The organism is Emticicia fontis (assembly GCF_054779675.1).
The window spans coordinates 34,241-57,004 of sequence record NZ_BAAGXU010000027.1; the positions used below are offsets into that span (position 1 = coordinate 34,241).

21 protein-coding genes and 1 tRNA gene are annotated in these 22,764 nt (G+C 39.3%); 9 read left to right on the forward strand and 13 right to left on the reverse strand.

Going from position 1 to position 22,764, the window contains the following annotated elements; all coding sequences use genetic code 11:
• Positions 1-49: 49 nt before the first annotated feature.
• From ACYVFA_RS14350 to ACYVFA_RS14360, 3 genes are all read left to right on the forward strand, one after another.
• On the forward strand, positions 50-868 hold the full coding sequence (locus ACYVFA_RS14350; RefSeq protein ID WP_460472527.1) for a hypothetical protein: 819 nt from the start codon (positions 50-52) through the stop codon (positions 866-868).
• A gap of 88 nt (positions 869-956) precedes the next feature.
• Complete coding sequence (gene lipA, locus ACYVFA_RS14355; RefSeq protein WP_460472528.1) at positions 957-1,832, forward strand: lipoyl synthase; 876 nt, start codon at positions 957-959, stop codon at positions 1,830-1,832.
• A 54-nt stretch (positions 1,833-1,886) separates the two neighbouring features.
• Positions 1,887-3,083 carry a Rossmann-fold NAD(P)-binding domain-containing protein gene (locus tag ACYVFA_RS14360; protein ID WP_460472529.1) on the forward strand — a complete coding sequence of 399 codons (1,197 nt, stop codon included), beginning with the start codon at positions 1,887-1,889 and terminating at the stop codon, positions 3,081-3,083.
• On the opposite strand, the gene ACYVFA_RS14365 is transcribed toward ACYVFA_RS14360, so the two are convergent.
• Both ACYVFA_RS14365 and ACYVFA_RS14370 read right to left on the reverse strand, forming a co-directional pair.
• Positions 3,049-4,266, reverse strand: coding sequence for an NADH-quinone oxidoreductase subunit D (locus ACYVFA_RS14365; RefSeq protein ID WP_460472545.1), 1,218 nt, complete (start codon positions 4,264-4,266; stop codon positions 3,049-3,051). The genes ACYVFA_RS14360 and ACYVFA_RS14365 overlap by 35 nt on opposite strands.
• A gap of 48 nt (positions 4,267-4,314) precedes the next feature.
• A complete protein-coding gene (locus ACYVFA_RS14370; protein WP_460472530.1) occupies positions 4,315-5,208 on the reverse strand; it encodes a phosphodiester glycosidase family protein in 894 nt (297 codons plus the stop codon).
• 31 nt (positions 5,209-5,239) lie between these two features.
• On the opposite strand from ACYVFA_RS14370, the gene ACYVFA_RS14375 reads away from it, so the two are divergent.
• Positions 5,240-5,821, forward strand: coding sequence for a DNA-3-methyladenine glycosylase (locus tag ACYVFA_RS14375; protein ID WP_460472531.1), 582 nt, complete (start codon positions 5,240-5,242; stop codon positions 5,819-5,821).
• Positions 5,822-5,897: 76 nt separating this feature from the next.
• Here the strand turns inward: ACYVFA_RS14375 and ACYVFA_RS14380 are convergent, their stop codons facing one another.
• Positions 5,898-7,787 carry a mucoidy inhibitor MuiA family protein gene (locus tag ACYVFA_RS14380; protein WP_460472532.1) on the reverse strand — a complete coding sequence of 630 codons (1,890 nt, stop codon included), beginning with the start codon at positions 7,785-7,787 and terminating at the stop codon, positions 5,898-5,900.
• Complete coding sequence (locus ACYVFA_RS14385; protein ID WP_460472533.1) at positions 7,784-8,080, reverse strand: hypothetical protein; 297 nt, start codon at positions 8,078-8,080, stop codon at positions 7,784-7,786. Before ACYVFA_RS14385 ends, ACYVFA_RS14380 begins: the two co-directional genes overlap by 4 nt.
• Before the next feature lie 482 nt (positions 8,081-8,562).
• On the opposite strand from ACYVFA_RS14385, the gene ACYVFA_RS14390 reads away from it, so the two are divergent.
• Positions 8,563-9,840: an erythromycin esterase family protein gene (locus ACYVFA_RS14390; protein WP_460472534.1), complete on the forward strand. Its 1,278-nt coding sequence runs from the start codon at positions 8,563-8,565 to the stop codon at positions 9,838-9,840.
• 45 nt (positions 9,841-9,885) lie between these two features.
• On the opposite strand, the gene tgt is transcribed toward ACYVFA_RS14390, so the two are convergent.
• Positions 9,886-11,016: a tRNA guanosine(34) transglycosylase Tgt gene (gene tgt / locus ACYVFA_RS14395; protein ID WP_460472546.1), complete on the reverse strand. Its 1,131-nt coding sequence runs from the start codon at positions 11,014-11,016 to the stop codon at positions 9,886-9,888.
• Between the two features lie 131 nt (positions 11,017-11,147).
• Between tgt and ACYVFA_RS14400 the strand changes: the two genes are divergently transcribed.
• Both ACYVFA_RS14400 and ACYVFA_RS14405 read left to right on the forward strand, forming a co-directional pair.
• Positions 11,148-12,626 carry a DUF1501 domain-containing protein gene (locus ACYVFA_RS14400; protein WP_460472535.1) on the forward strand — a complete coding sequence of 493 codons (1,479 nt, stop codon included), beginning with the start codon at positions 11,148-11,150 and terminating at the stop codon, positions 12,624-12,626.
• 279 nt (positions 12,627-12,905) lie between these two features.
• Positions 12,906-13,745 (forward strand): hypothetical protein, encoded by an 840-nt coding sequence (locus ACYVFA_RS14405; RefSeq protein ID WP_460472536.1) that lies wholly within the window; start codon positions 12,906-12,908, stop codon positions 13,743-13,745.
• Positions 13,746-13,756: 11 nt separating this feature from the next.
• Here the strand turns inward: ACYVFA_RS14405 and ACYVFA_RS14410 are convergent, their stop codons facing one another.
• Entirely contained in the window at positions 13,757-14,131 is a 375-nt protein-coding gene (locus ACYVFA_RS14410; RefSeq protein ID WP_460472537.1) for a VOC family protein, read from the reverse strand.
• A gap of 116 nt (positions 14,132-14,247) precedes the next feature.
• Between ACYVFA_RS14410 and ACYVFA_RS14415 the strand changes: the two genes are divergently transcribed.
• The gene (locus ACYVFA_RS14415; RefSeq protein ID WP_460472538.1) at positions 14,248-16,023 is read left to right on the forward strand and encodes a DNA polymerase III subunit gamma/tau; all 1,776 of its coding nucleotides are present in this window, start codon (positions 14,248-14,250) and stop codon (positions 16,021-16,023) included.
• Positions 16,024-16,033: 10 nt separating this feature from the next.
• Here the strand turns inward: ACYVFA_RS14415 and ACYVFA_RS14420 are convergent, their stop codons facing one another.
• The 6 genes from ACYVFA_RS14420 to ACYVFA_RS14445 form a co-directional block, all read right to left on the reverse strand.
• A complete protein-coding gene (locus ACYVFA_RS14420; protein WP_460472539.1) occupies positions 16,034-16,531 on the reverse strand; it encodes a hypothetical protein in 498 nt (165 codons plus the stop codon).
• Positions 16,532-16,670: 139 nt separating this feature from the next.
• Positions 16,671-18,182, reverse strand: coding sequence for a tetratricopeptide repeat protein (locus ACYVFA_RS14425; protein ID WP_460472540.1), 1,512 nt, complete (start codon positions 18,180-18,182; stop codon positions 16,671-16,673).
• 78 nt (positions 18,183-18,260) lie between these two features.
• On the reverse strand, positions 18,261-19,001 hold the full coding sequence (locus ACYVFA_RS14430) for a zinc ribbon domain-containing protein (protein WP_460472541.1): 741 nt from the start codon (positions 18,999-19,001) through the stop codon (positions 18,261-18,263).
• 100 nt (positions 19,002-19,101) lie between these two features.
• Positions 19,102-20,202 carry a Nif3-like dinuclear metal center hexameric protein gene (locus ACYVFA_RS14435; RefSeq protein ID WP_460472542.1) on the reverse strand — a complete coding sequence of 367 codons (1,101 nt, stop codon included), beginning with the start codon at positions 20,200-20,202 and terminating at the stop codon, positions 19,102-19,104.
• Positions 20,199-21,485, reverse strand: coding sequence for a zinc-binding metallopeptidase family protein (locus ACYVFA_RS14440; protein WP_460472543.1), 1,287 nt, complete (start codon positions 21,483-21,485; stop codon positions 20,199-20,201). Before ACYVFA_RS14440 ends, ACYVFA_RS14435 begins: the two co-directional genes overlap by 4 nt.
• Before the next feature lie 10 nt (positions 21,486-21,495).
• Positions 21,496-22,017: a DinB family protein gene (locus tag ACYVFA_RS14445; RefSeq protein WP_460472544.1), complete on the reverse strand. Its 522-nt coding sequence runs from the start codon at positions 22,015-22,017 to the stop codon at positions 21,496-21,498.
• A gap of 100 nt (positions 22,018-22,117) precedes the next feature.
• Here ACYVFA_RS14445 and ACYVFA_RS14450 point away from each other — a divergent pair.
• A tRNA-Asp gene (locus ACYVFA_RS14450) sits at positions 22,118-22,191 on the forward strand.
• A 346-nt stretch (positions 22,192-22,537) separates the two neighbouring features.
• On the opposite strand, the gene ACYVFA_RS14455 is transcribed toward ACYVFA_RS14450, so the two are convergent.
• Positions 22,538-22,699, reverse strand: a complete 162-nt coding sequence (locus ACYVFA_RS14455) for a transposase (protein ID WP_460472547.1) — start codon at positions 22,697-22,699, stop codon at positions 22,538-22,540.
• Positions 22,700-22,764 lie beyond the last annotated feature (65 nt).

Sequence of the window (22,764 nt, forward strand, 5' to 3'; positions counted from 1 at the left end):
ATCTTTAGCTATTCATATCGGTAATAGGAGGACTATAAATTTTTTGCCCGTGAAAATAGGTATACTTTGCATGGTGCTTTTGCTTGCGGTAACGAGCAGTTTTGCACAAAGAAAATCTTCCAGAACTGCAGCCCCTGCTCCGACGACTAATCAGCCGGATTCTAAAAAGACAGAGAAGAAAAAGGAAGATTATAAAATGTTTGCTTATGGATTAACTACCAATACAAATTCGGGTTTGTTGGGTGGTCTGGTTGTGCGTCATTCGAAGTCTATCGGAACTTATAAATGGAATCCTGTTCATCAATATATCGCGTTTGAAGCAGTAAATGTCAAAAACCCAAAAGAGAGCTCAATCCCTACAAGTTTGGCCAATCGGTATGTTTGGGGAAAAAGAAATTATTTCTTCTCACTGCGCCCTGAATATGGTAGAGAGATACTGTTTTTCAAGAAAAACGGTGATGATGGGATTGGTATCAGCGTAATTGCTGCCGCTGGGCCTTCATTGGGTATCCAGAAGCCTTATTACATCAAATACGATAGAACAGGGCGCGGAGCAGTAGATATTGTACAGTTTGACCCCAACATCCATAAAGAGCAAAGTCGTATACAAGGCTCTGCAGGTATCTGGCAAGACTTCTTCGTAGGTATGAAAATCATACCGGGTATACATTTAAAATTAGCCGCCAATATAGACGTCAACACTTTTGGGAACAATCTGACTGGTTTTGAAATTGGTATAACCACAGAACTTTTCAGCAAAACTCCTGAGATTATGTCGAACCAATTGACTACCAATTCACGTTTCTATAGTGCAGGCTATTTTACAATCTACTTTGGTAATAAAAAACAAAAGAAGACCAAATCGTAATCTGCAAGAAATTGTTTTTACAAAGGTTGAAAAACTCATACTTTTGTAAATCTTAGGGCTATTGCCTCACACTTTAGTTTTTAAAAACATGATAGATACACCCGTTGTAAGTACCGAACAACGAACTCGCCGCCCGGATTGGTTGAGGGTAAAGCTACCTATTGGCGAAAATTTCAAAAAAGTACGTAGTTTAGTTGACGAGCATAAGCTGCATACCATCTGCCAGTCAGGAAATTGCCCGAATATGGGTGAATGCTGGGGAGAGGGAACGGCTACTTTTATGATTTTAGGAAATGTTTGTACACGTAGCTGTACATTCTGCGCAGTGGCCACTGGTCGCCCGACTGAATATGATTCCGACGAGCCATGCCGCGTAGCAGAAGCCATTCAGTTAATGCAGGTTAAGCACGCCGTAATTACTTCGGTAAACCGCGATGAATTGAAAGATAAAGGTGCTGAAATCTGGTATCAGACCGTAAGAGCTGTAAAGACAAAGTCTCCAACAACGACAATTGAAACGTTGATACCTGATACAAAAAGTAACTGGGAAGCACTTTATCGGATGATTTCAGGAGGTCAGGAGGTTGTTTCGCATAATATGGAAACCGTTGAGCGTTTGTATCGCAACGTTCGCCCGCAAGCCAAATATGCACGTAGCTTAGAGCAAACCCGTAGAACCAAAGAATTTGGTAAACGTACCAAATCTGGTATTATGCTGGGTTTAGGCGAAACTAAAGACGAGGTTTTTAAAGCAATGGATGATTTAGTAGAAAATGGTCTGGATATTCTGACTTTAGGCCAATACCTACAGCCAACCAAAATGCACCACGAAGTAATCGAGTTTATACACCCAGATACTTTTGCGATGTATAAAGAAGAAGGTTTGAGAAGAGGATTGAAATATGTAGAGTCAGGGCCGCTGGTTCGTTCAAGCTACCATGCCGAAAGACACGTACACGTTTAGAGATTAATTAAGTAATAATATAAACCTCACAAGCAATTGTGGGGTTTTTCTTTAATGAAGCAATACGATTATATTATTTGTGGTGGCGGCATGGCCGGACTTTCACTAGCTTATTACTTAAAAAAAAGTAAGCTGAAAGATAAGTCTATAGGAATTATCGAACCCAAAGAAAAAAATACCAATGATCGCACCTGGGCTTTCTGGGAAAAAACGCCCAATACCTTTGAAAGTATCCTGCATCGAACATGGAATACTGTGCAGATAACCGATGCCAATGGCAATTCCCAAATGCTTGATATGGGAGGCTATCAATACAAACTGCTACGAGGAATTGACTTTTATAATTTTGTGACTGAAGAACTGAAAAAATACGAAGACATAGAATGGCTAAAGGATTCAGTAAAAAGTATAAAAGAAGAGGCTGATTGCGCGATTGTAGAAACGCAAAATGGACAACTATTACAAGCGTCACTTATTTTCGATAGCACATATCAGCTTAACCTTACACTCAAGCATAACCATAATCTGCTACAACATTTTAAGGGATATGTAATCCAGACCGAAAAACCTTGTTTTAATCCAGTTCTTCCGGTTATGATGAATTTCAATATTGAACAAAAAGGAGAGTGTCGGTTTATATATATTCTGCCGTTTGATGAACGCACTGCTTTAGTTGAATATACGCTTTTCAGTGAAATACTATTGCCGAAAGAAGAATATGAGATTGAATTAAAGAAGTCTATAAAAGAACAATTAGGATTATCAGACTATAAAAAACTGGAAGAAGAGTTTGGCATAATACCCATGAGTGATGTGGCTACTCAGGAATTTCCAAGTAAGCACGTAATAAGAATCGGCACAGCAGGCGGATATACGAATGCCGCAACAGGTTATACTTTTCAGAATACCCAACGGAAATTGAAAAAACTGGTAGAGACCTTAGAAAAAACAGGTTTACCTCCAATAAAGGAAAACTGGTTTAACAAACGTTTTCAATTCTATGCCAGTGTACTACTAAATGTTTTGGAGCAAAAGCGCTATCCAGCCGCAGATATTTTTGCCAGCCTATATCGGAAGAATCCACCTGCAAGAGTTTTTGGCTTTTTAGATGGAGATACCAATCTATGGGAAGAAATCAAACTGATGAATACCGTTCCTAAAACCAAATTTCTGGCAGCAGTAGGCTCGGTAATAGCAAGAAAAATTAAAGCCATATTTAGCGGTCAACCTCGCCCATCACAATATCAATAGAGCCGATAGCGGCTATTAAATCAGCAACCATTCCACCACGGGAAATCTCCGGCAATACGGATAGATTGTTAAACGAACAGGCACGGGCTTTTACTCGCACTGGTACATCCGAACGCCCATCTGTGCGGAAAAAGAAGCCTAGTTCGCCTTTTGTACTTTCAGCACGGGCATAAAAATCCATTTTCTGTGGACGAATTTTCTTCGGCACCATCGCCTGCGGATCAAACTCTTTGGTACGTTTATGTTCTTTTGTCAGCTTTTCAAGGCATTGCTCAATGATTCTGATAGACTCATAACATTCCAGCACCCGCACATTATTTCTATCCCAACAATCGCCTACTTTACCCGCTTCTCCTTTGCCGATAGGTACATCAAAATCAATTTCCGGATATACTGAGTAGCCATCCACCTTACGTAAATCCCAACGCAAGCCTGAACCTCTTAGAACTGGCCCAGTACAGCCATAGTTAATGGCAACTGGCAAAGGTAAAACTGCCACATTGGCCGTACGATTAATGAAAATATGGTTTTCAATAACCAGTTGCTGTAATTCAACTAATTTAGGTTTCAGATAATCAATAAAAGATTTGCAACGGTCTTCAAAGCCCACAGGTAAGTCATAAAAAAGCCCGCCAACCCAGATATAATTGTATAGCATCCTTGCTCCGGTTGTCCATTCAAGCATACGCATAATATGCTCACGGTCTCTGAAAAGCCAGAGAAATGGGGTATAGGCGCCAATATCAAGTGCATAAGTACCAATGGCTATAAAATGCGAGGCAATGCGGTTAAGCTCCGCCACCAATACACGGATATATTCCACTCTCTTCGGAATGTCTTTGTCAATGCCCAGCATTTTTTCAACTCCCATCACATAAGCGTGCTCTGAGTTCATTGCTGCCAGATAATCCATACGATCTACATAAGGGATAATCTGATTGAATGGCAGGCTTTGGGCATGTTTTTCAAAGCATCGATGCAGATAGCCTAAGTGAGGTATTACATCTACTACAATCTCTCCATCGGTAACTATTTCCAACCTCAAAACGCCATGAGTTGAAGGGTGTTGAGGTCCTAAATTCAGAATCATTTCTTCTGATTGCAGATTCTCAGCCTTATACTTATTGGGTTCTGAAATAGTTAGATTCTCGGGGCGGTATTTATATTGGACAGATTTCAAAATACAATAAGAATGTTATTCAATAAGAAAAAACTCGCACAGTTCAGGCAGTTACTTTTTCAAAAGTACGAAAATATTGCATACTGAACGCTCTCCGGCATGGTCAAATATTTTATTGTCGGATGGATAATTAACAACGCCGTTTTCAGGTTGGTTCTGTATATACATCGTAGTTGAGCCACCACCATCAAAATTAATAGCATCTTTGCAGTTCAGAGCCTTGGCAAGACTCGTTAATTCATGCAGGCTCATGCCATAAGATTCATTGCTCCGGCCATCCACAGTTATCAATAATAGTTTCTTATCATTCGTAACACAAGCACAGGTACGCGGATGGCGATTATCATTAAATGCAGTTTTCTCCAGCACCTGTTTTTGATTATCTAATAGCAGTAAAGGGCCAGTTAATAGCACGTTCTCTTCTTTTAGTTCTTTTTCCCAGCCACGTGTAGGCTCGCCTTTAATAATCTTTACTCTGTTTTTATGAATCGTAACTGCCGAAATCGAATGAGTAGGTAATCGCGGTACATTTGCTACTCGCGTGCTATCCATCACTTTTCCATCAATTTTCAGAAAATCTACAGCACCACCATTTTTAGTATCAAAAAATCCCGCATTGACCGCAGCTATCGCTTGACTTTTGATTGCTAACTTACTGGTTGGTATTCGTAGCCTTTTGGCAGTAGTATCAGCTTTCTTTTCATCGGCTGCTACTAAGCCAAATCTTATCTTTTTATTTTTCAGTGGTGTTTCCAGAATATTAATCATCTGATTACCCTCAAATAGTTCCTTCTGATTGAAGTGGTGGCTTTTCCAGAGAATACGGTAGCCAATATCCTGCGTTTTCCATGTGGTGGTAGCGACAGTAAGGGAGTCTTTTGATTTTATCTGCTGGGCAAAACAAATTTGTGTGAGCAACAAAAGACATAAGATTTTGTTATACATGTAGGTTTTTAATATTTTCTCAAAAGTACAGATGACGAATTTTCTTCCCAAAGAATTTTACGAAAAATATGATACCATTACCTTATCAAAAAAACTGCTGGGCTGCACAATGGTACACGAAAGTCCTGAGGGACGTACCTCAGGCATCATTGTAGAAACAGAAGCTTATCTTAGTAACGACCCCGCCTGCCATGCTTATAAAAGGAAAAATGCACGAAATGCTGCCATGTTTGAAGGGGCAGGTGTTTCTTATGTCTATCTCATTTACGGTATGTATCATTGTTTTAATATTGTTAGTGGCGATAAAGATATAGGCGAAGCCGTACTAATCCGCGCTTTAGAACCAGTAGAAGGCATAGAACTGATGCAAAAACGAAGAGGCACAGCCCAACTCAAAAACCTTTGCAGTGGCCCGGCCAAACTGGTAAAAGCGATGGGTATCACCCCGGAATTTAACTTTTTGCCCGTTTATGAGGATGAATTTTATTGCATTCCACCCAAAGATGAAAACTTTGAAACAGTAACCACTACCCGCATTGGCATCACGCAAGGAGCCGACCTATTATACCGATTCTATATGAAAGGCAATAAATTTGTGAGTAAATTGGGTTGAACCAGAACTCAATTATTTATCTATATGGTAGAGACAGGGCATTGCCCTGTCTCGGCTTTATGCATTTTATAATAGGTCATTCCGCTGTAATCCAACCCGATTTTGGAGATTTAACAGTATACTTCATCCTTAACTCCTGTTCTTGGGCCGGAGCAAGATTAATACGCCACTTGATTTCGCCACTGGTATTATTGATTTCTGCGCCTTGTGCTTCTTTATCATCCACACTCACATCTTTGCTATTTGCGACCGGAAACTGGTCTTCAATTATCAGATTAATCGGCTCACTTTTAATATTTCTTGCTTTAATCTCATAAGTAAACTGGTCACTTACATTATTGCCGATAAACTGTCTCTTCTGAAAACTTTTCAATAGTATCCGGCTGACAATCACGTTTTTATCACGCCCGAACGATAAGTTCAGCATATCTTTATTGGATAGATTTAATTTAGATTTCCCAAGAAAAGTATTGTCAATAAATAAACTGGCTTCACCCGGCATAAGCTTGTATTGTTCCCAATTGGCAATGCGTGCTTGTAAAAATACATCGGTATCAATTTTTGGAATACAAAAGTGTTCAAAAACAGCAGGAATACTTTCTTCTTTGATTTCCACGGTATATACTTTCCCATCGGAAGGAACAGTATAAGGTATCAGAATATCAAATGACTGGCTGGTAGGAGCTTCTTTCTCCGAAATATCTAAAGGGATTGTTCTCTTAGCAGTTTCCTTATCGCCACTTACTTCTAAACCTGCTACTCGCCCTTGTAAACCATTACCTACTACAACTACCTCGCTAAGGCTTCTGGCATCTTCTTCTAAAATTACATCAACCAAATTAGAGGAAACATTTTTTTCTAAAGATTTGAATCCAATCATCGAGAAAATTAATGTTACTCTCTTGCCGAATAGAGTAGGCGGAATAGTAAGTCTATAATTCCCATTAGGATCAGTAGCAGTTCTTAAGGTAGTGCCTTTTATCATAACTGAGACTCCGGGTATTCCTGTTCTATCACCTCTTGCAGTTACCAAACCACGTACTTGTGAGGTATTTTCGTTGACCACATCAAAATTATCTTCCTGATTAATAGTATTATAATACTCACTGTAATCATTCTTCTGCCCAAGCACCCATGTCCTGAGCACTGGTGCAATGCCACTTTTAAAAGGATTTCCGGTTGATAACGCCAGTTTTACTTCTTTCCAGTCCTCACCGGAATACTGATACACATTTGCCTTATAAACCAGTCTCATGGGTTGGCTGAGTTTTTCGATTTTGAAATCGTAAGTAGGCGTCCAGCCTGCATCGCGCACAAAATAAGAAATCGATATATGTGCATCATTAATAGGCTCTTTGGCGAGCACTGTAACAACAAGTTCCGACATCTGCGTATCACTTTTAGCATTTAATGCGGTTAATTGCTGATTCAGTTTTTTAACATCTTGCTCTAATTTCTGAATATTTTTTTCATACTCCAGTTTCTTTAGTAATACCTCCTGCATGCGTTGACGTTGGTATTCTACACTTTCTTTTAAATCTGCTACTTTCATACCTGTCTGTTTTCCGCCAACTACCTGATTTTTCAATAACATCTCTTCTTCGCGCTTGAAAAGCAACAGATAATTCTTTTCTAAATTCAGTTTGTCGTCTATCTGACGTTGCTGAGCTTCAATTTTATTGATTTCTTCCTGCAAAGTTTTATCTAATAGACTTCCTAACTGATGATTCACAGATAAAATAGAAAACTTGTTCTCACTTTTAATCTGAATACTTTGCTTATTGATTTGAGGGGAAATACCCTTAAAAACCAATTCAGTTTTACCAATTGGTAATGAAATATTTGCTGAACGAGTAACATGTGCACCATTCAGGAAAACAGTTACGTTTTCAACTTTTGATTGAACCGGCGTTAATTGCGCCCACAGCGATTGTGTAATCAAACAGAGTAAGAAGATTTTTTTCATAGTCTTTGCTTTTTTCTGTTTGATGCAGTGAGAGAGATTATTCCATAAAATTTCCCGAAAATTATTTCTCTCGCACAGACCACCTTTAAAAAGGCTCCCACCACAAAGGCAACTTTTCCGGTTCCGTTTGAGTGGTCATTACGCTGAATCATCTTTAGACCGTAGAGTCCTTCAGACAAAAAGGTAGTCACCGTAGCGACTACCTTTTCTGATGCTATTTGAGTGACAAATATTTTTAGAGTATTCTGCTTATAGCTCTTTTTTTGAATGGACTTCCTCTTCTCTTCAGTCATGATAATTTTGTTATGCGGACGGCAAGTTGCGGACGGCAAGTTGCGAACAGCTAGTCGCGGACGGCTAGTCGTGAATTATTGCCCAGGACAAAGTTTCCCCAAAGGAACCTCCCTAGTTGGGCACCCCTAACTGGACTTTCCTTAAATTTCCGATTTTGGATTATGTTTTCAAAGTGTTTGAGGAGATTTCTTCTAAAATCAAACTGTTGGATTATACTCTTGTAGTTAAATCGTTTATTTTGTTCTTTTTTCTCAAAGTTGATAAATATTTCTTTCACTAATGAAATAGCTTGTAAGCCTATCAAAAAATATCAACAACGGCCTAAACAGAATAATTTTTATGCTCGTGCAGACTTTAGTCTGCACTTGAAAGATGACATTTCCTTTGTTATCTTAGCCGGCGACCGCGCGGCGGACCGTTTCAGTCGCTGTTTCCTTGAAATATTATTAAACAAGTTCCTTTAGATACTCAAAGCATCAATATGAGAAATAATATATGGTGTTATTTTATTCTGTTTTTAGCTATTCATAGCAATGCTCAACAGAATAGTATTCATAAAGTGTTCGAAAACTCTTTCATAACCTTATCTGATAGTATTCTGGTTAACGGAGATAAAGGCAATGAACTATCGTTTATTTATGAACAAGCCAAAAACAAAAAGATTGTTGCTATTGGTGAAGTAACACATGGGACGAAAGAAGTTCAGGAATTTCAGAAACTGATTGCGGCTCATCTGGTTGAAGCATATAAATTTAACTGCATTGTTTTAGGCGAAATCTCACTGTTAGATTCCTATAAAATCAATGATTTTGTTGTGAATCAAAGAGGAAGTGTAGAGGCTTTAAAAATTAATGGCAAAGCAAAACTAAGAGAGGTAGCTTACCGACAAATGGACATGATAGAGTTTTATTGCCGGATAAGAGATTTGAATAAAAGTATTCCTTTTAGCAATAGAGTATGGGTGATAGGTACTGATATTGATGAACCCAAAGAAATCATAAATTTTGTGTCAGAACATTGTAAGGAACATAAAATTAGCAGCGCGAATATCGTAATAGAAGAATTGAATACTAATTTAAGGAAAGTAAACCAATCAAATAAAACAGGCATTAATACAATTGCTAAAAATACCAATCAATTGATTGATGTACTTGAAAAGAATAGAAACACGGCTGATTCTACTAATCTGAAAATAGACATAATGATTCATCTATTGAAGTCATTACCACAATTAATCGCCTTTTCTGCTGATACCGATTTAAAATATAAAATGCGTGACAAATTCATTTTTGAAAACATCAATTGGCTGGTTGATTCTTGTCAAAAAAATAAACTCGTAATTATAAAAGCGCACAATTTCCATGTTAATAAAAAGACAATTTATACTGAGGTATTCGGGAAGTTTCCAAGTTTTGGAGAGTATTTAAGTAATAAATATCAGGAAGAATATCTGAGTATTGGCACAGAAGTGCAGAACGGTAGGTTTTATACGGGAGCTTCAGTTCCTTCAAAAATTACTGGACACAAGAATAAGATAGGAACAATAATGGGCTCAAATACAAAAGCAGAGTATGGCGTATTGTTTTGTGATAGTCTGACAAAACCATTGTTGAACCAGCCTCATTTGACAATAACTTATGGAACTGTCAATTATAGGTCGCCTCTCCTGATAAATGGCAAAGCATTAATAGGAGAGGCCTTTGATGCGATAATTTATATTAAAAACGCTACACCATACCGTTTAGAAACCAACAAATAACACAAGGCAATTATACGATTTAATTGTTGGGGCTTCAATTTATCTTTACAAGCGCTCCATTACTTTCTTCACCATCACTTTTTTCCATTCAGTAAAATCTCCTGCCAGAATATGCTCACGGGCTTGTCCCACCAGCCATAAATAAAAAGTAAGATTATGCACACTCGCAATCTGTGCAGCCAGAATTTCATCACATTTTACCAGGTGGCGCAGATAGGCCTTGCTATAAAATGTACTCACATGGCCACCCAGGTTTTCATCAATCGGGCTATAATCATCTTTCCATTTCTCATTTCTGATATTGATAATCCCCTGAGTCGTAAACAACATTCCATTGCGGGCATTGCGGGTTGGCATCACACAATCAAACATATCTATGCCTAAGGCAATGCTTTCCAGAATATTCTCAGGTGTGCCCACACCCATCAGGTAGCGAGGCTTGTCCTGAGGCAGAATATCATTTACATAATCAATAGTCTCATACATCTTCTCCGCAGGTTCACCCACAGCTAAACCGCCAATGGCATTACCCTCACGGTTTTGCTCAGCAATAAACTCCGCCGATTGAATACGTAAATCTTTATAAACACTCCCTTGCACAATCGGAAAAAGGGTTTGAGAATAGCCATAAAGCCCCTCGGTAGAATCGAAGCGGTCACAACAACGTTTCAACCAGCGATGTGTCATTTCCATTGATTTCCTGGCATAGCTATAATCACAAGGGTAGGGGGCACATTCATCAAATGCCATAATAATATCAGCACCAATCACGCGCTGAATATCCATCACACTCTCAGGCGTAAACAAATGTCTTGACCCATCAATATGCGATTGAAATTTCACGCCCTCTTCCGAAATCTTTCGGATATCTTTCAACGAAAATACCTGATATCCACCCGAATCGGTCAGGATTGGGCGATTCCAGCCATTAAATTTATGCAAACCACCGGCACGTCCCAGAATATCCAGACCCGGGCGCAAGTATAAATGGTAAGTATTACCCAGAATAATCTGGGCATGAATATCATTTTCTAATTCTCTCTGATGAACAGCCTTTACCGTTCCGGCTGTACCCACAGGCATAAAAATAGGCGTGAGTATTTCGCCGTGGTCGGTCGTAAGTTTTCCGGCTCTTGCCTTCGAACCGCTATCAGTTTTTTGTAATTCATATTTCATTCTGCAAAAATACGAAAGATTCAGATTAATTACGCTGTGAAGTGCCTCTGTAATAAGGTATAATTTCATACGTTTATGAAATACAATTGAAGATTGCTTATTATCTTTGTCTGGATTCTATTCAAGCCCTCATGCAAAAATTACTTAAGGAGTTTCTTCATGCCGAAAACATGTATCAGACACGTCGGCATTTCTTAAATACCTGTACCACTGGTTTAGGAGTAGCTGCACTAAGTTCTCTGATGGGTGGCTGTTTTCCAAAGAAATCAGGAGAGAATCAGGCTATGATAGACCCCACTTTGCCGAAATCGCCGCATTTTGCACCAAAGGTAAAGCGGGTGATATATATCCACATGGCTGGCGCTCCATCGCAGTTAGAGCTGTTTGATTATAAACCGGAATTACAGAAATATGATGGGCAGGATTGTCCGCAGGAATTTTTAGAGGGTAAAAAGTTTGCTTTCATCAGAGGGGTACCTAAAATGCTGGGGCCTTTGGCGCAATTCAGTCAACACGGACAATCAGGAGCTTATATATCTGATTTTATGCCATACTTACCAGAAGTGGCAGATGAGCTGACCTTTCTGAAAGCCATGTATACCGACCAGTTTAACCACGCGCCTGCACAGTTATTGATGCAGACGGGCAGCCCTCGTTTGGGGCGTCCAAGTCTGGGCTCTTGGGCCATGTATGGTTTAGGTACCGAAAATCAGAATCTTCCGGGCTTTATTGTGCTCGCATCAGGTGGCAAAAGCCCGGATGCAGGCAAAAGTGTATGGGGAAATGGTTTCTTACCATCAATCTATCAGGGAGTACAATGTAGAACAGGTGCAGACCCTGTTCTATACGTATCAGACCCACATGGCATGAGCCGTGATATTCGGAAACAAACCATTGAAGCCATCAACGAAATTAACAGACAACAATACGAAGAAGTACAAGACCCGGAAATATTGACGCGTATTTCACAATACGAAATGGCATTCAGAATGCAGATGTCAGTACCCGAAGTAATGGACATCAGCAAAGAACCTGAATGGGTACGCAATATGTATGGTGCGCAGGTAGGAGATGCCTCATTTGCCAATAACTGCCTCCTGGCCAGACGATTAGTAGAGGATGGAGTAAGATTTGTTCAACTCTACCACTGGGGTTGGGATTCTCACGGTACTGACCAACGCTTATCTCTGGACGGTGGATTCAAAGAATTATGCCAGATAACAGACCGCGCCGTAACGGGTTTAATAAAAGACCTGAAAATGCGAGGCTTACTCGACGAAACTTTGATAGTATGGGGCGGAGAATTTGGCAGAACACCAATGCAGGAAAACCGCGACGGACAAACGCTACCTTTCAAAGGTCGAGACCACCATTTAGATGCATTCACGGTCTTTATGGCAGGCGGAGGCTTGAAAAAAGGCATGAGTTTTGGCGAAACCGACCCACTAGGTTATTATGGAGTAAAAGACCGCACACACGTGCACGATTTACAAGCGACAATCCTACATTTATTGGGCTTCGATCACGAAAAACTCACGTATGTATTCCAGGGCCGTCCATTCCGTTTGACAGATGTGGCCGGGAAAGTGATAAAACCGATATTGAGCTAGAAAAATAGTGAATTAGCTAATGGCGAATTAGCGAATAATTTAATAAGAACTAACGATTTAATAGAATCCGTACAGATTCAAGAAATAAATTTTCCTTTTATAAATCTATTTGACTTTTAATCAATAGAATGAGATGGGAGCACCTAGTTAGATATGCCTAGTATAATGAATCAATTGCCTCCAGCTTTAGCTGGAGTTACTAAATTGTAACATCTAAATAGGCTTTAGCCAAAACGTTTTTTTACGTATTTGCGTGACAAAAAACTCTAAAATACCCCAATGAAAACCACACTACAACTATTTATTATTTTCATAATTTCTACAATTACCGCATACTGCCAACCAAACCTACAAAAGGTAAGTTTAGCTATTATGGCAGAAGGTAAAAAACTCTACCAATCCGAAATGGCGTCTTGGTATGGAACCGACATCTTTCGGGAAAAGTATTTGAGTAAAAAAGAAAACACCGGAGGCTATTTCTCTTATGTCGACAATGCAGTGGCGAAATGTCTGTTTTTTTCAAAAGCAGAAAACCCCAGAGTTATTTTAACAATTGCCTTTGATAGTACCTATAATCTGAATACAGCAATCGTCGATTCAGTAGAACGGGATTTTTCAGGTAAAGAAAAAGACTTGTATCTTATCAGACAGGCAACTGCCCAAGCCCTTTCAACCGATACATTATTCAGACTTTACAAGCACACCAATTTTAATATCATCCCATTAGTTGAGAATGGTGAAAAGAAAGTATATGTCCTGACAGCGCCGGAAAATAATGGGGTAGTATTGATTGGTAATGATTATTTACTAACATTTGATAATCAAAACAAGATAGCTAATAAAAAGCGTTTACATAAAACCTTAATCTCTATTCCCTTTAATGGAGATCCGGAAGCAATAGGTATGCATACTCATTTAAAAGAAATGGATGAGTATATAACTGCCAGTGATATTTGTACACTGATGCTATACGGAAAATTTGCTAAATGGAAACAACATTATGTCCTTTCAGACAAATATGTGAGTATCTGGGATTGTAAAACAGAAAGACTGACCATTTTATCAAAAAAAGTCTGGGACAAAATATATAAAGACCAGGAGAAAAAAGGTAAAAATTAAACTTTTCCCAATCACATCTCACACAATTCAATATAATGTCCATCTGGGTCAGTCAGAAATAGTTGTTTGACTCCATCAGGGCGGAGTTTAATAGGCATATAGGCTATCCCTAAATCTTGCAGATGCTTCTCAGCCTGTAAAATATCAGATACTTCCATACAAAAATGATTCCCTCTGATGCCAGTGGATGCCCCGTTTTCTTCCCGGCCAATCAGATGTAATTCACGGTTAGCCCCCAGACTAAACCACCTGACAGCATAGTCGAATGCAGGAATAGATATTTCTGGCAAATCAAGTGCTGTTGCATAAAACTCCGCGCTCCTTTCAATATCACTTACCTGCAATGCCACATGATTGAACGCCTTGATAGATAGCTTATTATTCATAAAACAGAAGAAAATTCTACAATTACCAACAAAAAAATAACACTGTAAAGCTAAATAAATGTTCCGAATAGGGCCATCATTTTTGGTCGCCCCTTGGTTTTTTTGTAACTTGCAGCATGGAAAAGTTTGTAGTTTCAGCGCGTAAGTATCGTCCTATTACCTTCGATGCCGTCGTAGGGCAGTCTCATATCACCACTACCTTGCAAAATGCCATCCGAACCAATCACTTGGCTCAGGCATTCTTGTTTTGCGGGCCACGTGGGGTAGGGAAAACCACTTGTGCCAGAATATTAGCTAAAACCATAAACTGCCAGAATCTGGGTGAAGATATTTCGCCCTGTAATGAATGCGAATCGTGCAAGAGTTTCAACAACAATGCCTCTTTTAATATCCACGAATTAGATGCCGCATCTAATAACTCGGTAGAAGACATCAGAAACCTGACCGATCAGGTAAGGTTTCCTCCTCAATACGGTAAGTACAAAGTATATATCATTGATGAGGTTCACATGCTTTCACAGGCGGCTTTTAATGCCTTCCTGAAAACATTGGAGGAACCCCCAAGTTATGCTATTTTTATTCTGGCGACTACCGAGAAACACAAAATCCTGCCAACCATCCTAAGCCGTTGCCAGATTTTTGATTTCAATCGTATCCAGATAAAAGACATGGCCGACCATCTGGCTAATGTCGCGAATAAAGAAAGTATCAAGGCAGATTATCAGGCCTTAGAACTCATTGCACAAAAAGCAGATGGGGGTTTACGTGATGCCCTATCGATGTTTGACCTGAATGTAACTTTTGCAGCAGGCAACGAATTGACCTATAAATCGGTTTTAGATAATCTCCATATTCTGGATTATGATTATTATTTCCGAATGACAGATTTCTTATACAGTGGAGATATTGCAGGTGCTTTATTATTGTATAACGATGTATTGGAAAAAGGTTTTGACGGACATCAATTTGTTGTAGGCTTAAATGAGCATTTCAGAAATCTGATGGTGAGCAAAGACCAGCAAACTGTGAAACTTTTGCAGGTAGCAGAGTCGACTCAGAAACGCTATTTAGATCAATCTGGCAAACTACCTTTAGGTTATATCTTGTCTTCTTTAAGCGTAGGAAGCCATCTGGATATTAATTATAAATCGGCTAAAAACCAGCGTTTACATGTAGAAATTGGCTTGATGAAACTTTCACAGATTCAGCAGGTATTAAATCTGAGCGAATTATCAGGAAGCACTCCTGACGAAAAAAAAAAGAGTAATGTAGTTCCGGTATCTGTGCCATCGCAACCTCTGGTGCATAATACTGTAAGCCAGCCAGTGAGCGTTACACCAACAGTTACTAACGTTCCTCCCTCTACACCAGTAGTGAGTACACAGGTTAAAAGTGACCCAATTGTCGTTTCTACGCCAAGGCCTAATTTTACGCCGTCGAAGTTTAAATCAACCAATGTTGATATCGCATTGCCATCAACGGGTGGGCCGACTAATCAGGTAAATGAGCCTGCTCCCACTAATATCATTGCAAATAAATCTTTCACTTTAGAGCAACTCAAAACAGAATTGCACACTTTTGCCGATTCGCGCAATAATGCTACATTAGAGGTAATGCTGAAACGTGAATTTAATCTGATAGATGGCTATGTTGTAAAACTGAGATTAGATAATCAGGTACAAATGGATTTGTTAACGCAGATGAAGCAGGATTTGGCCGTATATCTCCGCCAGCAACTACAAAACAATACTATTCAGATTGCATCCGAAATTGTTGAAAACCAAACAGAACGCCGCCCTTATACGGCTCAGGAAAAATTTGAATATCTCGCCAACAAAAACCCCGCCCTTTGGGATTTAAAAGAGAAATTAGGAATGGATCTGGTGTTTTAATGTATAAAGCTCAACACTTTAAAAGATTAAAAGCTATCAAGGCAAGTACAAAACCGAGAGGTATCAGATAAAAATAGCGCAGCGTTTTGGAAAACATGATGTTGATAATGGTATCTTCAGGATTAATTAAATTTTCTGTTCTGCCATCATACTCTCTCTCAAATGTATTTAAGTCGTATAGATAAGCATCAGTATTTTTTCTATATCTGACAACCCAACTATATATTCCTCTATAATTTCTTTCTGTTTGCAGAAAAAAAGCATCTAACCGCCAAAAACATAATATTGGCAAAAACAATATAGCATTAAGTGCTATGGCAATTAATCTATCACCATCTCCAGAAAAAAACAGAGTATCCTTTTCAAAGACAATAATGGCACTTAAAATACCGATTAGCCATCCTTTTACCTGAAAAGAATTACTAGCCATTCTTTTTATAACATCCTGAATTAGATCCAGTTCTTTATGAATTACATCTGTGCTGATTTTCTCGTTCTCAGTACCCATTGTTCACTATAATTAGGTGATTGTTTGAATATATGTGCCAGTGCATAAATATAATAAACTTTCTTTATATTATGGGATATAAAAGATGAAAACTCAAGAAAAAAGAATGGCAGAAAACTTATTTTACCTGAAAGGCTTTCTAGAAACCCATAGCAGTCAAAGCCGCTCTGGCTTTATTGTCTATCGAAGTTTTATATTCGTGGCGTTTATAAGAAATAGCCTTCTCAAATTCACTTTTAGCTTTTAATTTCTGGTTTTTCTCCTGATAAATATAGCCTAATTGCAGTGCAGCACTAGCACCAAAATGCCATTGTGCATCCTTATATTTATCTGTCAATAAAATGGCTCTTTCGTAATAAGTAATGGCCTTATCAACCTGCTCGGTCTTATGATAGACTCTTGCTATTCTATAATTAAAATCAGCTTTATCTTTAGGCAAAGCAAATGTATTTTCAGATAGATTTTCAGCCTCTTCTAATGCTTTTTCGTAATAACCTGCATCAAACGCAAGCCTGATTCGTATAAGCGTTTTATTGGGAAGTGTATTAGTCCTGACATAATTCTCATAAAACTTTTGTGCGGCCTTATCCGACTCAGCAATGGTACTTCCAACTGTCGGAATCTTTTGAATGTATGCCAATCCTTTCTTTTCATCCCCAGCCAACCAACTGCAAAGAAACAGTTTATAGTAGGTATCCTTTAAAAATGCTTTGCCTTTAAAATTTCGGGTATATGCTGAGTAGGCATTACTTGCCTGTTGATAATTGCCCTTAAAAAGATTGATTTCGCCTTTATATAATTCAAATACCGGGAAGTATAGATACGAGGCATTATAAGGGCTTTCGCGTATTAGGGAAGCTGCCTGTTCCGTACGCCCGCCTTTTAATGAAATAGCTGTTGCCAGAAAATTCAGATTCAGATTGTCTTCATGCGCTTCAACTGCTTGCAGAAGCTCTTCATTCACTGTATCAGTATAAGGCAAGATATAAGCCTGAATAAAGAACCGACAGAAACTTGTCTCCAATCCCCAGATTTTATCATGAGAAGCCAGTTCAAGCTCTTTCAAACCCTGTTGAATATTTCCTTTCAATCCTAAAAAGTTTGTAACCCATTTCTGATTTTCGGGGATAGAACCAACCAGAATATGTAAGCAGCCAATAGATTTGAGATTAGGAACGAACTTGGGAAAGAGCTTCTGATTTTCTTCCAATAACCGATAAGCCTGAATAATATTCCAGGCCGCCTTTACTTCATGTCCGAACCTAATCTTAAGCAATGCCCAATGTATTTTTAATTCTGCCCTCAGAAATCGATTATAAGGCGATTTTTTATCTGTCTTTTCAATCAGGTCCAATCGCTCACTTTCTTTCTCTACTATTCGTTCATAAGCCACTTCATCTTCCGAATTGAGTAATTCGACCATATCCGCATAGTTTTCCGCATAAACCCTGAATGGATTCTTTGAGTTTTCCTTTGCTAATAATTCCCGGCCTGTTTGTACTCTCAATTTGAATATTTCGGCATAAGCCTTTTGTAAATTAGGCGTAAAGTCGGTATCAAACGCAAAAACCGGACAAGAGAGGATAAGCAATGCAACAACTCTGAAAGCAAAGAAGAAGGAGGAACAGGCAATATGGCGACTGGTTGGCACTAAGATTTAATTTTAATGAAATAAAAAAGCCAAATCTTCTTTTGACTGAAAATTTGGCTTCTTATTGGAAAAAAAAAATTATTTTCTGCTGATTTCAATCGCATCAACATCGGCAAGAATACGGCCGCAATGTTCACAAACGATGATTTTCTTTTTGTCTTTAATATCAGCCTGACGTTGCGGAGGAACGATATTGAAACAACCACCACAAGCACCACGTCTTACCATTACTACGGCTAAACCATTGCCAGCATTACCACGGATACGGTTATAAGCATTAATCAAACGCTCTTCTACATTAGTAGCAGCTTTATCGCGGTTACCAACTAATGCTTTTTCTTCTTCCTGGCTTTCAGCAACCAACACATCTAATTCTTTACGTTTAGCTTCCAGGTCTTTTTTACGGCCATTCATTGCTGATTCAACATCAGCAATCTCAGTATTTTTGTTTCTGATTTTGAAATCAGCTTCTTTGATACGTTTGTCGGCCAATTGAATCTCCAACTCCTGTAATTCTAATTCTTTTGAAATCGCGTCGTACTCACGATTGTTACGAACGTTCATTTGTTGGTCTTTATACTTCTGAATCAATTTTTCAGCATCTTTTTTATTCAAACGATAGCCGTTGATCTCAGCATCTAAAGTATCTACTTCTCTTTTAAACTTTGCAATACGCGTTTCAAAGCCAACTACCTCATCTTCCAAGTCACGTACTTCGTCTGGCAAATCACCACGTAGCTTTTTAATTTCGTCTAATTCAGAATCAATCGATTGAAGATTAAGAAGAGCTTCTAATTTTTGTGCAACTGTTAATTCCATAATATATGAACCGCTACGGCGGAGCGTCTTGATTTTAAAGCTTTATTTAGCTATTAAAGGTTCATGAACTGCAAGCCATTTTCCCTCAATATGCCATTGATTAATAATAATATTTCACCGGATTTGTAGGTGTTTCCGACAAATGGACTGCAAAGTTAGTGAATTTTTTGCAAATATAATCTTTCAATAATTCTTTTGTAAATTGCTCGCTTTCATAATGGCCTATATCGGCTATGATCAGGCGGTTTTCGGCATCAAAAAACTCGTGATACTTATAATCTGCCGTGATAAAGATGTCAGCCCCGGAACGCATGGCATCACCCAACAGGAAACTCCCCGCTCCACCACATACGGCTACTTTTCTGATGGGTTTTTCCAACAGGCTTGTATGTCGAATAACTGAAACCTGCATCTTTTGTTTTAAATAAGCCAGAAAATCTGTTTCAGCCATCTCTTGTGGCAGAATCCCAACTGCTCCAGAGCCCACTTCCTGATTTTCGTTACCTAAAGCTGTCAGATAATACGCCACTTCTTCATATACATGCCCTTTGCGCATGGCAGCTAAAATCGGATTTTTCAGATAAGCCGGAAAAATAACTTCCACCCGGTTTTCTTCTACTTCTTCCATTGGCCCACCTGTCTGCCCGATAACCGGATTGGCCTGTGCATTAGGCTTAAAAGTACCTTTTCCTTCTACTCTGAAACTGCATTGACTATAATTGCCGATTTCACCCGCTCCGGCAGCGTAGAGGGCATCTAAGAGCTGTCCGGTGCTTTCAACCGGAACAAACACGACAAGCTTCATCAGCAAGTCGCTTTTCGGCGCTAAAATTCTCACTTGTTGCAAGCCTAATAACTGCGCAATTTTAAAACTCACCCCATTGACTACATTGTCCAGATTGGTATGTGTGGCATAAATCGCTATATCGTTTTTGATGGCCTTGATAATGGTGCGCTCAACATAGTTTTTGCCCGTAATTTTCTTTAGCCCCTTAAAAACGATAGGATGATGCGCTACAATCACGTTACAACCACGCTGAATGGCTTCGTCCACAACGTCTTCTGTTGAATCAAGACTTACTAAAACGCCGGTGATGATTTCGTTAGGATTGCCAACAATCAAACCCGCATTATCGTACGATTCTTGATAGGATAGGGGAGCTAGTTTTTCAAGATAGGCTGTTAAATCTCGTATTCTCATTGTGTCAATCGATAAATTAATAAAGCTGTGCGCTGTGTTAATGCCGGAAATTCTTTCAGATTAATGGTTTCACCCGGTGCATGTGCACCTTTGCCAGAAGCACCTAAGCCATCCAGGCAAGGCACATATTGCGCAATATAAGAAATATCTCCTGCACCGCGCGAACCTGGGTCACCAGCTTTTACCTCGCCCATATTCAAGTCCAGACTTACCTGATTCAGTACTTTTAATAAATCAGCATTCGCCTGAGTTGGTTCCATCGCCGGGATTCCATCAATAAATTTTATATCGGCGTTGGTGCCATTCAGATGTTTGCTCACAATCTCACGCATCTTGGCTCTGGCATTTTCTTTCTGTACTTCACTAATAAAACGTAAATCACCTGTAACGAGTACTTTCTGAGCAATAATATTCGTTTTTCCAACGGCTTCACCCTTATCTGCGGCACGGTCGTAACTAACCGTTGTGCCACCCGAAATCACCCCCGGATTGAACGTAAGATATTTCTCACTACTCAATGCTTCTCTGAACTCATCCAGAATCCGCGCAGCTTCATAAATTGCCCCATAACCCATATTCTGACTGAATAAGCCAGAAGAATGCCCTGTTTTTCCGGTGGTAGTTAATTCCCAGCCACTGGCACCTCTGCGAGCCGTAGCAGCAATCCCAAAGCTCTGAGCGGTTTCATAAGCCAAAGCAATATCCGATTGTCTGGCGCGGTCAATAAAATCCTTTCGGCTAATGCTGGTTGGCTTGCCCGAACTTTCTTCATCGCCGGTAAAGTAGACAGTGATAGAGGTATCGTCTAAAAGGTTCCCACCATAAAGGGCCTTTAAAGCGGCAATAATCATTACATCTCCTCCTTTCATGTCATTTACGCCTTGCCCCGTGGCAGTAGAATCATTCAAACGGGTAAAAGGAGTAAAGGGCATCGATTTTTCAAAGACCGTATCCAAATGGCCAATGAGAAATAGCTTTTTACCTTTCTTACCTTTGCGGTAAGCTACCAGATGCCCGGCCCGATTCAATGAATCAGGTAAGGATACCCATTCAGTCGTGAAACCCATGGCTTCAAGCTCTTTTTTGAAAACCTGTCCAACTTGCTTTACCCCTTCATGATTGAGCGTCCCGCTGTTGATGTTTACTACCTGCTCCAACAATTTTTCGGTTTGCCAAGCATTGGCTTTTACGTGGTCAATGATTTTCTGTTCGGTTGTGCTGATTTTTTGCGCGTAGGTATTAAAACCTGAAATCAAGAATAGGACTAAGTAAATTTTCTTCATGTTGATGAGTTTATAGATAGCGTTCTTTTAAAATGTTCAGGTGGTGTAACTCATGTCCAGGAATAATCCATGCGATGGCACGGGCTGTGGTCGGCCAGTTATTGGCTAATCCTAAACGTGACAATTCTTGTTGACTGAATGATTTGAAAAGCAAGATAGTAGATTTTCTTTGCGCTTTGTATTGTGATAGTATGATTCTGAGACTTTTTTTATTGAAATCAGTTGCAGCCACATAATTGGCCTCATCAAAGCCGGGTAAAGATTGTTTTTCATTACGGGCAATGCACATGGCGCGATAAGCCAGAATTCTTTCGCAGTCAATTATATGCCCTAGCACTTCAATAGGCGTCCATTTTTCCTCAGCGTAGCGGTAAAAATGTTTTTCTTTGGGCAAAGACTTGAAAAAGTTATCCACAATGGAAATATTTTCAGCCATTGCCTGAAGCGCATTTTCAACCGTAACTGTCTGAATATAACTCTTTTGAGGTGATTGAGTATTGTATTCGTTGTCGGTAGGTTTAAAAATTTTCATATTTTTTTTGATTTAGGTATTGACAAACAAAGATAATGTCCCTACCTTTGCAGTCCCAAACGATGAGGGAAATAAAATTTCAGCAATGTTTAGGAGACCCGGTTCGGTAGTTCAGTTGGTTAGAATACCTGCCTGTCACGCAGGGGGTCGCGGGTTCGAGCCCCGTCCGGACCGCTGAGCGGGGGAATTGAAAAATTCCCCCGTTTTTTTTGATAATCCAGCAAGCCTTTCTCTCTCATTATCAAGCAGTTATGCGCTAACAAATCAATCATAGTTGGGGTTCGATACATGCCCTCTTCATAGTAGAGATTTTGATCGAACACCAGGTTTATCAGCTCTTGTTTTTCCAGCGCATTGGTCTTGTTAAAAACAAATTCCAGATCAGATAGCTTCTCCAAATTATTTTGTAAAATCTTAAACGTCTTGTTTTGATCGCTGCTTAAATGCTCAATGGATGCTTTCAGGGAGAGTCTATTATTATTAATTGAGGAGAACCAGGCTCAAGCGAAAAAGTTGGGGACTAAGCATAAATCTTAGCTAGCCTGAAGAGGAAGAAAGTAATATTTCTTACACCTCTGAACTGATTTCTTAACGCTTTTACTTTTGCATTAAAAGACTCTGCTGAAGCATTAGTACTTCTTCTATCGAAAAAGTTTAGGATTTTTTCATAATGATTCTGAATTGTTCTGGATCAAGTATAAAAGCTGTGGGGTAGGTATCGTTAAGCATAGATTTGAGTAAGTCTGT